Here is a 12452-nt window from a genome sequence, read left to right as displayed (position 1 = left end):
GAAATGCCCGAATACTCGGGGCTTAAGCACTTTTAAAGCACATACGCACTTTATAGCAATTCTGAAATTATCATGTCAAGTAAAAGATGTGGAATTGCCCTATTTTTGTGGCATTCAGGGCAAAACCACATTTTTTGCAACATCAGACGGCCAACTTAATGCTTGGTTGCTTTTGTCCTTGACTTCGCCTTAGAAGTTTGCGGGGTCTCGGCAACCGTCAATTCAGCCGCCCATTGCTCAGGCTGAGTTTCCAAGCCCAAAGCCAACACTTCATCAATCCATTTGACCGGATGAATGGTCAGACCGGTTTTGACATTTTCAGGGATTTCTTCCAAATCTTTGACGTTGTCTTTTGGAATCAATACATGCTTGATACCGCCGCGCAAAGCAGCCAGCAGTTTTTCTTTCAAACCGCCAATCGGCAAGACTTCGCCACGCAAAGTGATTTCGCCGGTCATAGCTACATCAGCACGCACCGGAATTTTGGTGAAGGCAGAAACCATCGCCAAAGTCATGGCGATACCTGCGCTCGGACCGTCTTTTGGCGTCGCACCTTCAGGCACATGGACGTGAATGTCTTTCTTCTCATAAAAATCAGGGGCCAGACCCACTGATTCAGCACGAGAACGGACAACCGACCATGCGGCCGATACTGATTCTTTCATCACGTCGCCCAGTTGGCCGGTGCATTGAATCGTACCTTTACCCGGCAAGGCAACCGCCTCTACGGTCAATAACTCGCCACCGACTTCGGTCCAAGCCAGACCGGTTACCTGGCCGATGCGGTTTTCGCTTTCGGCCACACCATAGTCGAAACGGCGCACGCCCAGATAGTCATGCAGATTTTTCTCAGTAACTTTAATCGCTTTAGGCTTGGCCTTGCTTACTGTTTTGGATTTGGACGCTTTTTTCTTGTCCTCATTCAAAGTAACCTGCATCACCACTTTGCGACAGATTTTGGCAATTTCGCGATCCAACGAGCGGACACCGGCCTCGCGGGTGTAGTAACGGATAATATCGCGCACCGCACTTTCATCAACCACCAACTCACCCTCTTTCACACCATTGCGCTTCATTTGTTTCGGCACAAGGTATTGCATGGCGATATTGATTTTTTCATCTTCCGTATAACCGGACAGACGGATAATTTCCATACGGTCAAGCAGCGGAGTCGGGATATTCAAGCTGTTTGAAGTGGCAATAAACATCACATCGCTCAAATCATAATCGACTTCGGCATAATGGTCAGCGAACTTGTTGTTTTGCTCAGGATCCAGCACCTCAAGCAAAGCACTGGCAGGATCACCACGGAAATCGCTGCCCATCTTGTCGATTTCATCAAGCAGGAACAATGGGTTTTTCACACCCGCTTTCGCCATATTTTGCAAGATTTTGCCCGGCATAGAGCCGATATAGGTACGGCGGTGGCCGCGGATTTCGCTTTCATCACGCACGCCGCCCAACGCCATACGCACATATTGACGGCCTGTGGCTTTGGCAATCGACTCACCCAAGGAAGTTTTACCCACCCCCGGAGGGCCAACCAGACATAAAATCGGGCCTTTGAGCTTGTCCATACGTTTTTGAACGGCCAAATATTCCAAAATGCGCTCTTTAACTTTTTCCAAACCATAGTGGTCGGCATTCAAAATCAAATCAGCCTTGGCAATATCTTTGCTGACACGGGATTTTTTCTTCCACGGCAACTCAAGCAAAGTATCGATGTAGTTGCGCACGACGGTAGATTCCGCAGACATCGGCGGCATCATTTTCAGTTTTTTCAATTCAGACAGACATTTTTCTTCAGCCTCTTTGCTCATGCCTGCTTCTTTGATTTTGTTTTCCAGCGCATCCAGCTCGTCGCGCTCGTCTTCTTCGCCCAATTCTTTCTGAATCGCTTTTACTTGCTCATTCAAGTAATACTCACGTTGGGATTTTTCCATTTGACGTTTCACACGGCCACGGATGCGTTTCTCGACCTGCATGATATCGAGTTCGGCTTCCAACTGCGCCAGCAGAAATTCCAAACGGTCAACAATGCCGGCAGTCTCCAGTACATATTGACGCTGCTCTAATTTCAGCTGCAAATGCGCGGCAATAGTATCGGCAAGACGGCTGTTGTCATCGATACTGCTGATGGTACTGATAACTTCGGCAGGGATTTTTTTGTTCAATTTCGCATATTGCTCAAATTGAGTCAGCAAGGTACGGCGCAAGGCTTCAATTTCGGGATTGTCCTTGTCGCTGTTTTCATCAATCGCCTCCACATGGGATAAAAACAGTCCGCCTGTTTCGTCAACCGTCAATGCGCGCGCACGACGGATACCTTCTACCAACACTTTAACGGTGCCGTCAGGCAGCTTCAAAACCTGCAAAACTTGGGCAACCGTACCAGTTTGGTGCAAATCTTCAGCTTTAGGGTCTTCTGTATTAGGGTCAAGCTGGGCCAACAGGAAAACCGGATCATCATTAGCCATTGCCGCCTCAAGGGCTGCAATCGATTTAGGACGACCGACGAACAGCGGCAATACCATATGCGGATACACCACGACATCGCGTAAAGGCAAGGTAGCCAGCGCACTGTATTCCTCGAAATATTTGTCTTTTGTCGGCATAGTTAGAAATCTCAATCATTGTTAAATCAGAATGTAGCTCAAAATTGGGCTGAAGCGCTCCATTTCAAGACTTGAAAACAGCTTATCCGCACCTATTTTCTAAAACATCATTTTTAATAGCCCGATATGGACGTTTACGATAAAATATATCGGATTTTGGGCCGTCTGAAAACTTTTCAGACGGCCCTGGCTAACCAAAAAAGGTAGTAAACCATGACAGACTCAACCGAAAAAAAATCATTAATTGAATTCCCTTGCACCTTTCCTGTAAAAGTCATGGGCGTGGTTCATCCGGAATTTGAATCCGCCATCTTGGAAACCGTGCGCAAACACGCTCCCGATACCGAGCCGCACCACATTACTACGCGCCCAAGCAGCAAAGGCAACTATACCGGCGCGACTGTCCATGTAAATGTTGAAAATCAAGAGCAGCTCGACAATATCTACCGCGACCTGACTTCACACGAATTGGTAAAAGTGGTGCTGTAATGAAAATCGTGCACAAAGGCTTGGTCGATTACCTGCCGACTTTCGAAGCCATGAAGGCATTTAATGCCTCGCGTGACGAAAATACCGAAGACGAATTATGGGTGGTCGAACATCCGCCCGTATTCACTCAAGGCTTGGCCGGTAAGCCCGAACACCTCCTCATCCGCGACGATATTCCCGTTGTCCAAATTGACAGAGGAGGTCAAATTACCTACCACGGTCCTGGCCAATTGGTCGTTTATACGATGATCAATTTCAAACGCCGTAAGACCAGTGTGCGCCATATCGTTTCCGCACTTGAAAACAGCATCATCGCCACCTTGGCAGAATACGGCATCGAAGCAGCCGCCGACCCCAAACGTCCCGGCGTTTATGTCGGCGAGCGTAAAATCGCTTCCCTGGGCCTGCGTATCAAAGACGGCTCCGTTTACCACGGCTTGGCGCTTAACGTGAACATGGATTTAAGTCCGTTTACCCATATCAACCCCTGCGGTTATGCCGGTATGGAAATGACCCAAATTGCCGACTTTGTCTCTCCGGCACCCGGCTTGGCAGAAGTTTCAGACAAACTGACCAAGCATTTACAGAAAGAGCTGGCATAAGGCCGTCTGAAAATATTCGACCCCAACACCATCTTTTAACTGCCCCTCTGAACCCACAAGCCCTTAGTTCATAAAGACTACAATAAGCTTTTCAGACGGCCTTTATAACGACAGAAAGAACACATCACCATGAGTGAAGAAGTAAAAAACGACCCAAAACGCGGCATCAAACTGAAAGGCGCAGATAAAACTGCACGCATTCCGATTAAAGTTGTTCCATTGGAACAAAAATTGAAAAAGCCCGAATGGATCCGCGCCAAATTACCGGGCAAGAAATTCTTTGAAATCAAAAACATTCTTCGCGAACAAAAAATGCATACCGTGTGCGAAGAAGCATCTTGTCCAAATATCAGCGAATGCTTTACCAAGGGTACGGCCACATTCATGATCATGGGCGATATTTGTACCCGCCGCTGCCCGTTCTGCGACGTTGGTCATGGCCGCCCCAATATGCTGGATCCTGACGAGCCTAAACACTTGGCCGAATCCGTTAAATCCATGAACCTGCGCTATGTCGTGATTACTTCCGTCGACCGTGACGACCTGCGTGATGGCGGCGCCCAACACTTCGCCGACTGCATCAAAGCCATCCGCGAAACCAGCCCGAATACCAAAATCGAAATCCTTGTTCCCGATTTCCGCGGCCGTTTGGACATCGCACTGGAAATCTTGGCAGAAACACCGCCCGACGTGATGAACCACAACTTAGAAACCCATCCAAGCCTGTATAAAAAAGCCCGTCCGGGTGCCAATTACCAACACTCCCTCGAGCTTCTGCGCCGTTACAAAGAAATGATGCCCCATATCCCGACAAAGTCCGGCATCATGGTCGGCTTGGGCGAAACAGACGAGGACGTACGCGAAATAATGCGCGATATGCGTGCCAACAATATCGAGATGATTACCATCGGCCAATATCTGCAACCTTCAGACGGCCACCTGCCCGTCCTACGCTATGTAACGCCTGACCAATTTAAAGTTTTTGAAAAAGAAGCATACGAATTGGGCTTTACTAATGCCGCGATCGGCGCAATGGTTCGCTCCAGCTACCACGCAGACGAACAAGCAGCCGAAGCTTTGCGTGAAACCCACGGCGGTTGCAGCCACCACTAAGGTTTAAATCATATAAGGCCGTCTGAAAAATCAGGGGACTATTTTTTCAGACGGCCTTTGTTTATGCAAAACTCTTTAGATTTTCAAAAAATAAACCTTAGTCGGGCCCTATTGAGCCAATCTTAAGTAATACAAAAAAGCGGCTAAACAGGATAAACACTGTTTGCCGCTTTTTAATTTATTTCTTTATTTTACTTCTTCAACAATTTTGCCGCTTCAATCGCGTAGTAAGTCAAAATACCATCGGCGCCAGCACGTTTGAATGCCAATAAGCTTTCCAAAATGGTTTTTTCGCCATCCAGCCAACCGTTTTGAATGGCAGCCTGAAGCATGGCATATTCGCCGGAAACTTGGTAAGCATACGTCGGTACGCCGAATTCGTCTTTGACTCGGCGGACGACATCCAGATACGGCAGACCCGGTTTTACCATAACCATGTCTGCGCCCTCTTGAATATCCAATGCTACTTCGTGCAAGGCTTCGTTAGTATTTGCAGGATCCATTTGGTAGGTTTTCTTGTCTGCCTTACCCAGATTGCCGGAACTACCGACGGCATCGCGGAACGGGCCATAGAACGCTGAAGCATATTTTGCCGAATACGCCATAATGCGCGTATGGATATGTCCGGCATCTTCTAAGGCTTCACGGATGGCAAGAATACGTCCGTCCATCATGTCTGACGGGGCAATGACTTGTGCGCCTGCATCGGCATGACACAAAGCCTGTTTTACCAAAACTTCAATGGTTTCATCGTTGAGGACATAGCCATTTTCATCGGTTAAACCGTCTTGACCGTGAATGGTGTAGGGATCCAAGGCAACGTCGGTCATGATACCCAGCTCTGGGAATTTCTCGCGCAGGGTTCGTACTACTGTCGGCACCAAGCCTTCAGGATTATAAGCTTCCTCCGCAAACTCGGTTTTGTTTTGCGTTACCACGGGAAACAAAGCCAGCATAGGAATGCCGAGCTTCAGTGCTTCTTCAGCAGTGAACAACAATTTGTCCAAACTTTGGCGTTTGACACCCGGCATGGATGGGACTGCCTCTTCCTGATTCTGGCCTTCCAATACAAAAACCGGATAGATCAAATCATCTGCCGTCAAAGTATGCTCGCGCATCAGACGACGTGAAAAATCATCTTTACGCATACGGCGCATACGGGTGTTTGAGACATAACGCGGAGGGAAATTCATAACAATTGCCTTTCAATAATGAAGTCTTAAAATCAGTCTTCGACTTGACGTATGGCTTTGACCGAACGTTTGATTTCGCTGAACGTACCGGTTTTATAACTATTACGTTCCTGTTCGGTCATACCGTTTTGATCCAATTTGGCGATATTTTTCAATGCCTCGGCATACTGGCCGTCTGAAAGTTTTTCCTGTTTGATGCGCCAACGGTTGTTCACTTCGGAAGCCGTCCATAAGCCTACTTTGTTGTAGTAGAACAAAATGCTTGCCGCCAGCGTCTTCATATCGCTGTCGGGTTTGGCACTGCCGATACTGCGGCCGATACGGTTATTACGTTGATCGACTGCCTGGTCGGCAAGGTAGCGGCTGAAGTAGTCGTCTTTACCTTCTCGCAACTCCATATCCGTCAGACGCGCATTACCTGCTTTTTCTGCAATAATGCTGTCGAATTTAGAAGCAATCGCCGCCTGCCACAATGCTTGGCGTACGGCATTGACCTGTGTTCCCCTGCTGTCGCCGTTTGCTTTGTCGTCCAAACCTGTACGCTCGGCAAAGCGTGTGGCATTACTGGTCATATTGATTAAGCCTTCGTCTTCCATCCCGATAACTTGGGCGGCCACGGGATGGTTAAGCGCGAATTGAGCCATTTTACTGCGGCGGCTTTGATCTTCCTGATACGATTGGCAACCGGACAATACCAGCATGCCGAAAACGGCGCATTGAATGTGTTTTTTAATATGTTTCATGATGTAACTATCGATATTATTGTGTGAGTTCAACTTCTTTGTTTAACATAGAAACGCCCGTAAGCGCAAAATAATTTCCATACGGCCAAATCAGCGCATGAATGGCTATTTTATAATAAAAATAAGGCCGTCTGAAAACTTTCAGACGGCCTGAGTATTTTTAACCCAGTAAGCTGCGAATCTGCGGCCAATAAAACAGGCAGGCTATCGAGCAAATAGCAATACTGATACCGGCTGCATTAATGCTGCTGATTTTTTCCTTAAATATTGCCGCACCGATCAGCGTACCCAAAACAATCACGCCAATATTCATACCGGCAAAGACCAAGGTTGGATTATCCTTCATGATTTGGTGTGCCGAGATGTAGGTAACAATATTCAAAAAGTTCAGACAGCCCAAAATCATACCGCCCACTATGCCCTCTTTGGTCCATTTGCTTCCTTTGGCAAACAGGTAGCCAAACATCAAGATACCGGCCAAACAAAACGCCACCAGCAAATTACCGGCAAAAGCGGTACCGCTTTTCGCCACTTGTTTGAACAAAATATCGATGACGCCGTAGCCGCACCAGACGCTCAAAAGCAGCATTACTTGCGTGCTGAAGCCGCCGGATTTCTTGCCGCCATCGCTTTTCCAAAGCAAGAAAAACAGTGCCGTAAATGCCAATACCAAACCGATCAGACGGCCTTCGGTCAACTGCTCATGGAAAAGCGTGAATGAAGCGACAATCGGCAGAAACAGCGATAAGCGTTGTGCCGCGTCCGATTTGACGATACCTGCCGCATCTACGGATTTGCCCATAATGACAAACACGCTTGGCAGCAATATGCCCAAGGCCGCAAAAAGCCACCACGTCGGTAAAAATACCTGCGGATTGCTCAAATCGGGTTTTAACACCAGCATGGTCAAAGTGACGGCAACGATATAATTCACCGCCACCGCCTGCTCGATATTGATTTTTTGCTTGCGCGCCACTTTCAGCAAGACAGACACCAACACGCTGCAAACGATACTTGCCAATAAATATGCCATGCTTTAAAACCATCCTTGATTGGAAACAGGCTTATCTTCATTCAGTTTAATCAGTCCGACGACTACACGGTAAATAAACCAAATGGCAGTTACCAATAAAATCAGCCAACCAATTAAGATCAGTGTAGTAAAAGTTCCCAAAACCGTACCCACTAAAGACACCCAAAATGTCTTAATCAAATAATCGATATGACTGGCGTAAATACTGCCTTGAGCCTCATCGCGTTTAACATACGCCATAATCACACCGACAACGGGGGTAAACAAAATCAATAAGCCCACAGCATATGTAACATAAGCAATAAAAACATAGTTTTTTACGTCAGAGCTGGGCGTGTTGACCACATTTGTCGCCGTATTATTGAAGCTGTTGTCTTTGGCTTCCTGACGCTCGTACTGCATAGCCGCATCATAAGCCAAACGTTTTTCCGGATGAGACAATACTTCAAACGCCTGTCCGATGGCTTTGAAACGCTCCGCATCTTTCTGAATATCCGGATTGGCCACCAATTTGCCGTAAGCTTCGCGGATAACGTTGATATCCGCATCCTGAGATACACCCAAGATTTCGTATAAATTCACTTGTTCCATCTGTATTCCCCTCCTTTACGCGTCCACTGCAACATGAACATCTTGCGGATTAAGCGTCCGCAGGTTTTCAGGCTTCATGCCTACGATAAACCCACGTTTGCCGCCATTGATAAAAATCTCGTCCAAAGCCCAAATACTTTCTTCCACATAAACCGGCAACGCAGTTTTCATACCGAACGGCGACGTCCCGCCGACCAAATATCCTGTCCATTTCGCCGCCTGATCTGCCGTTGCCGGTTCGATGTGTTTCAAACCCAGTTCGCGCGCCAGATTGCGGGTGGAAATATGTTTGTCACCGTGCATTAAAACAACCAAACCTTTTTTATGCTCATCCTGCAAAACAATCGTTTTGATGACCTGATGCTCGGGCTTGCCCGTACATTCGGCAAAACGCGCCGTACCACCATGTTCTTCATATGCGTAAACATAAGGGACAAAATCGATTTTCTTACTGCGTAAAAAGCGTACTGCCTGCGTAACCGGATATTCTGCTTTACTCATGGGTTGTTTTCCGCCATCCTTTTCAGACAGCCCCTCTTAAATGTGGAACGTAAACAGTCGCAATGTTACCATACCTTCTTTTTGAAATCAGGAGACAACATGGACATCCGCTATCTTGGCACAAGCAAACGCTATTCGGAAGCCGTCGTGGCCAACGGCTTGGTTTTCCTCTCCGGCATGGTTCCCGAAAATCCTGAAGCCGATGCCAAAGCGCAAACTGAAAATGTTTTGGCGCAAATCGATTCATGGCTCACCCAATGCCAATCCAACAAAGCCCACATTTTAGAAGCCACCATCTATCTGCCCGATATGAACGACTACGCCGCTATGAATGAAGCCTGGGACGCATGGACAGCGCCCGAACGCGCTCCGGCCCGCGCCTGCGTGGAGGCGAAACTGGCTTCGCCCGACTGGAAGGTTGAAATCAAAATCACCGCCCTTCAAATCAAATAAAGCACAAATATCAGGCCGTCTGAAAACGCCGCTTCAACCAAGCAGGCGCAGTTTTTCAGACGACCTTTATTCTTTTGCGGTACAATACCGCCCTTAAATTTTTCTATTATTTCAAAGCACAAACAGCCATGTCCAAAAAAACCAAGCAAGAATTAGAAAACAACAAACTCAGCAAACGCCTGCGCCACGCTGTCGGCGATGCGATTAACGATTTCAACATGATCGAACCGGGCGACAAAATCATGGTCTGCCTCTCAGGCGGCAAAGACAGCTACGCCCTTTTAGACATTCTGCGCCAGCTTCAAGCCAGCGCGCCGATTGATTTCGAACTGGTCGCCGTCAATCTCGACCAAAAGCAGCCGGGCTTCCCCGAAGAAGTATTGCCAACCTATCTCGAAAGCATCGGCGTTCCCTATAAAATCGTTGAAGAAGACACTTATTCCACCGTCAAACGCGTGTTGGACGAAGGCAAAACGACTTGTTCGCTGTGCAGCCGCCTGCGCCGCGGCATCCTCTACCGCACCGCAAAAGAATTGGGCTGCACCAAAATTGCCTTAGGACACCACCGCGACGACATTCTTGCCACTATGTTCCTGAATATGTTCTACGGCGGCAAACTCAAAGCCATGCCTCCCAAACTAGTCAGCGACAACGGCGAACACATTGTCATCCGTCCTCTGGCGTATGTCAAAGAGAAGGACTTGATCAAATACGCCGAGCTGAAGCAATTCCCAATTATTCCATGCAACCTCTGCGGCTCTCAGCCCAACCTGCAACGCCAAGTCATCGGTGACATGCTGCGCGATTGGGACAAACGTTTCCCCGGCCGTATTGAGTCTATGTTCTCCGCGCTACAAAACGTCGTTCCATCACATTTGGCCGATACCGAACTTTTCGACTTTGTCGGCTTGGAACGCGGTCAAAGCCTGAAACACGGCGGCGACTTGGCATTTGACAGCGAAAAAATGCCGGAACGTTTCTCCGACGGCAGCGAAGAAGACGAAAGCGAAATCAAAATCGAGCCGCAAAAAGCTGAACGTAAAGTCATCAATATTTTGGCAAACAAACCCAAAACCTGCGGTTTATAATTCCATTTAATTTTCAGACGGCCTTTTGGTAGCTATTTACCGAAAGGCCGTCTGAATATTCATATTTGAAATTTTTTCTATTCTTTTTTATCTATTCTTTCCCTGACAAACCGTGCAGCAGCAACCCCAATATATCCTGCGGCAGCTTTTGTGGTGCAGCGGTATAAAGTGCAGTCAGTTGCGGATGGTGCATCAATATATCTGCCTGACGGATGAACAGGTCAATGAGCTCCACCGGCAAATCGGGCTGAATCAGGCGGCGTTGTTGTAGAGTATGGAAGAAGCCGCGCATAAAAGCGTATTTTTCTTCGTTCAATTCGTGGAAAAATCGCTCCAGCTCCAAATCGGTGTTCTCTTCAATGTCGCGCAGGAAAGCGGCGGAATAAAGTTCTTCAAACGATTGTTTTTGCAAGACAAACACAGCCTCGGCGGCTTCGCGCAGGCTGCATTGCCGTTCAAGCAGATTTTCAAATTCGGCACGGACGCGGTTTTTCTGCTCGGTAACAATTTCCTGCAAGAGTGCGTTTTTACCGCTGTAATATTTGTAAAAAGTGACGCGGCTGACGCTGGCCTCGGCGCAGATACTGCCTACGAATACGGCGGAAAAGCCATGTTCGCGGAATAGGCGGCGGGCGGTGTCGGCGATGGTTTGTTGTTTGCTGGCAGTCATGACGGTAAGAAGATTTTGATTTTGTTCATAAAGGTTTTTCATTAAAGTTATCCGCAAGTCGGATACTCATCATATTTCCCCACAGCGGCAATGGCAATATAACGGCTTTCAGACGGCCTCTTTCCTTATCCTTCCGCTCCGCCCTACGAATGAGGACTATCGGATGCTTGGCAGGCCAAATTCATGAAGATTACAGAATCTGCCTCCTCCAACCTTCTCCCAAAAATAGGAGAGGGATTTTTTTGGATGATTCACAAGATAAGAGGGAAGTAAAGTGAATGATAAACACTTGCATTCCTGTTTCTTATTTCTTATACTTTACATTAATAGTTTGTTTTATGTAAATGTGTAAATACAAATATTTGCATACTGACGGAGCAATTGGATTACCTGATGTTCAATCCACCCCGACGTATGCCGTCTGAAAGGATAAGGAAATGCAGAAACACACCCTCCGCCGCCTCCCCCTATTGATTGCCGCCGCTTTCGCCTCCGAATGGATTTATGCCACCGATGCGGTGCAAGATGCGGAACAGGTGCAGTTGGAAGAAGTCGTCGTCACCGGCGAACGCACCAACCGCAACGGCTTTGAAACCGCCACGTCCAACCGCGTTTTCTCCACGCCGAACATCGACCGCAGCGGCCACAATCTTTCCGCAACCGACCTGATCAAACAGACTGTGAACACGGTGGACTTGGGCAGCGGCAACGATTTGCCGACCGTGCGAGGCGTGGACGGCTCCGGCCCTGCCGTCGGCGCGGTAGCGTTCTTTGCGGGCACGCGGCCGCGCCTGAACCTGTCCATAGACGGCCGCTCCGCCACTTACAACGAATACGCCTTCGGCACGCAATCGCTGTGGGACATGCAGCAGGTGGAAGTCTTGCGCGGGCCGCAAAGCCATGTGCGCGGGCAGAACGCGGTGGCGGGCGCGGTGGTGATGCGTTCCAAAGACCCGACCGACGAATGGGAAGGCGCGCTACGCTTGGGTTTGGGCAACCAGAAAACGCGCAACATCGCCGGCGTAGTGTCCGGCCCGATTGTGAAAAACAACCTTGCCTTCCGCTTGAGCGCGGAACGGCAGCAGCGTGAAAGCTACGAGCCGTTCGTGTCCTACGAGCCGACCGGCAACCCGCGCCGCGTGGAAAACACCAACGTGCGCTTCAAACTCCTACTCACGCCCGAAAACCATCCCGATTTTTACAGCCGCCTGACGCTGAACCACATCCGTTCTCGCGCGCCGCAAAACGAAATCATGGGCAACACCGCCAGCGGCCGTTTTTTAAAAGGGGTAAGCGGATTAAATGGTTGATCTTACCTTTGCATGAGAGTGAGACAGACTAGCATCTCATCGGATTATCTG

The 12452-nt window shown here is 48.4% G+C and carries 12 protein-coding genes and 1 pseudogene; 6 read left to right on the top strand and 7 right to left on the bottom strand.

Going from position 1 to position 12452, the window contains the following annotated elements; translation table 11 throughout:
- Positions 1 to 155: 155 nt before the first annotated feature.
- Positions 156 to 2615 (bottom strand): endopeptidase La, encoded by a 2460-nt coding sequence (gene lon, locus ACTHSA_RS09225; RefSeq protein WP_440367463.1) that lies wholly within the window; start codon positions 2613 to 2615, stop codon positions 156 to 158.
- A gap of 213 nt (positions 2616 to 2828) precedes the next feature.
- Between lon and ACTHSA_RS09220 the strand changes: the two genes are divergently transcribed.
- From ACTHSA_RS09220 to lipA, 3 genes are all read left to right on the top strand, one after another.
- A complete protein-coding gene (locus tag ACTHSA_RS09220; RefSeq protein WP_004519710.1) occupies positions 2829 to 3104 on the top strand; it encodes an HP0495 family protein in 276 nt (91 codons plus the stop codon).
- Positions 3104 to 3706 (top strand): lipoyl(octanoyl) transferase LipB, encoded by a 603-nt coding sequence (gene lipB, locus ACTHSA_RS09215; RefSeq protein WP_004519711.1) that lies wholly within the window; start codon positions 3104 to 3106, stop codon positions 3704 to 3706. The genes ACTHSA_RS09220 and lipB overlap by 1 nt, the downstream gene beginning before the upstream one ends.
- Positions 3707 to 3835: 129 nt before the next feature.
- Positions 3836 to 4819, top strand: a complete 984-nt coding sequence (gene lipA, locus ACTHSA_RS09210; protein WP_003683323.1) for a lipoyl synthase — start codon at positions 3836 to 3838, stop codon at positions 4817 to 4819.
- A 191-nt stretch (positions 4820 to 5010) separates the two neighbouring features.
- Here the strand turns inward: lipA and hemB are convergent, their stop codons facing one another.
- From hemB to ybaK, 5 genes are all read right to left on the bottom strand, one after another.
- Positions 5011 to 6012, bottom strand: a complete 1002-nt coding sequence (hemB, locus tag ACTHSA_RS09205) for a porphobilinogen synthase (RefSeq protein ID WP_003683488.1) — start codon at positions 6010 to 6012, stop codon at positions 5011 to 5013.
- 32 nt (positions 6013 to 6044) lie between these two features.
- Complete coding sequence (locus tag ACTHSA_RS09200) at positions 6045 to 6755, bottom strand: DUF6973 domain-containing protein (RefSeq protein ID WP_004519713.1); 711 nt, start codon at positions 6753 to 6755, stop codon at positions 6045 to 6047.
- A 160-nt stretch (positions 6756 to 6915) separates the two neighbouring features.
- Entirely contained in the window at positions 6916 to 7788 is an 873-nt protein-coding gene (locus ACTHSA_RS09195) for a DMT family transporter (protein WP_049344792.1), read from the bottom strand.
- A gap of 3 nt (positions 7789 to 7791) precedes the next feature.
- Positions 7792 to 8379: a DnaJ domain-containing protein gene (locus ACTHSA_RS09190; RefSeq protein WP_004519715.1), complete on the bottom strand. Its 588-nt coding sequence runs from the start codon at positions 8377 to 8379 to the stop codon at positions 7792 to 7794.
- A gap of 15 nt (positions 8380 to 8394) precedes the next feature.
- On the bottom strand, positions 8395 to 8880 hold the full coding sequence (gene ybaK, locus ACTHSA_RS09185) for a Cys-tRNA(Pro) deacylase (RefSeq protein WP_004519716.1): 486 nt from the start codon (positions 8878 to 8880) through the stop codon (positions 8395 to 8397).
- A 99-nt stretch (positions 8881 to 8979) separates the two neighbouring features.
- Between ybaK and ACTHSA_RS09180 the strand changes: the two genes are divergently transcribed.
- Together ACTHSA_RS09180 and ttcA are read left to right on the top strand one after the other, a co-directional pair.
- Positions 8980 to 9333, top strand: coding sequence for a RidA family protein (locus ACTHSA_RS09180; RefSeq protein WP_004519717.1), 354 nt, complete (start codon positions 8980 to 8982; stop codon positions 9331 to 9333).
- 128 nt (positions 9334 to 9461) lie between these two features.
- Entirely contained in the window at positions 9462 to 10421 is a 960-nt protein-coding gene (ttcA, locus tag ACTHSA_RS09175; RefSeq protein ID WP_004519719.1) for a tRNA 2-thiocytidine(32) synthetase TtcA, read from the top strand.
- A 91-nt stretch (positions 10422 to 10512) separates the two neighbouring features.
- Here the strand turns inward: ttcA and ACTHSA_RS09170 are convergent, their stop codons facing one another.
- Positions 10513 to 11133: a TetR/AcrR family transcriptional regulator gene (locus ACTHSA_RS09170; protein ID WP_004519720.1), complete on the bottom strand. Its 621-nt coding sequence runs from the start codon at positions 11131 to 11133 to the stop codon at positions 10513 to 10515.
- 395 nt (positions 11134 to 11528) lie between these two features.
- Here ACTHSA_RS09170 and ACTHSA_RS09165 point away from each other — a divergent pair.
- Positions 11529 to 12377, top strand: a pseudogene (locus tag ACTHSA_RS09165) (TonB-dependent receptor plug domain-containing protein); the annotation flags it as partial.
- Positions 12378 to 12452 lie beyond the last annotated feature (75 nt).

The sequence above is a fragment of the Neisseria sp. P0008.S002 genome (assembly GCF_051962805.1).
Lineage (GTDB): Bacteria > Pseudomonadota > Gammaproteobacteria > Burkholderiales > Neisseriaceae > Neisseria > Neisseria perflava.
Note: the sequence above shows the minus strand (reverse complement) of the source record. Positions and strands in the feature narration are given on the sequence as shown.

What these genes read in the sequence shown, in the direction of transcription:
- hemB (WP_003683488.1), bottom strand. Translation starts at nt 6,012, where the DNA reads ATGAATTTCCCTCCGCGTTATGTCTCAAACACCCGTATGCGCCGTATG.
- ACTHSA_RS09195 (WP_049344792.1), bottom strand. Translation starts at nt 7,788, where the DNA reads ATGGCATATTTATTGGCAAGTATCGTTTGCAGCGTGTTGGTGTCTGTC.
- ACTHSA_RS09170 (WP_004519720.1), bottom strand. Translation starts at nt 11,133, where the DNA reads ATGAAAAACCTTTATGAACAAAATCAAAATCTTCTTACCGTCATGACT.
- lipB (WP_004519711.1), top strand. Translation starts at nt 3,104, where the DNA reads ATGAAAATCGTGCACAAAGGCTTGGTCGATTACCTGCCGACTTTCGAA.
- ACTHSA_RS09190 (WP_004519715.1), bottom strand. Translation starts at nt 8,379, where the DNA reads ATGGAACAAGTGAATTTATACGAAATCTTGGGTGTATCTCAGGATGCG.
- ybaK (WP_004519716.1), bottom strand. Translation starts at nt 8,880, where the DNA reads ATGAGTAAAGCAGAATATCCGGTTACGCAGGCAGTACGCTTTTTACGC.
- ACTHSA_RS09200 (WP_004519713.1), bottom strand. Translation starts at nt 6,755, where the DNA reads ATGAAACATATTAAAAAACACATTCAATGCGCCGTTTTCGGCATGCTG.
- ACTHSA_RS09180 (WP_004519717.1), top strand. Translation starts at nt 8,980, where the DNA reads ATGGACATCCGCTATCTTGGCACAAGCAAACGCTATTCGGAAGCCGTC.
- lon (WP_440367463.1), bottom strand. Translation starts at nt 2,615, where the DNA reads ATGCCGACAAAAGACAAATATTTCGAGGAATACAGTGCGCTGGCTACC.
- ttcA (WP_004519719.1), top strand. Translation starts at nt 9,462, where the DNA reads ATGTCCAAAAAAACCAAGCAAGAATTAGAAAACAACAAACTCAGCAAA.
- ACTHSA_RS09220 (WP_004519710.1), top strand. Translation starts at nt 2,829, where the DNA reads ATGACAGACTCAACCGAAAAAAAATCATTAATTGAATTCCCTTGCACC.
- lipA (WP_003683323.1), top strand. Translation starts at nt 3,836, where the DNA reads ATGAGTGAAGAAGTAAAAAACGACCCAAAACGCGGCATCAAACTGAAA.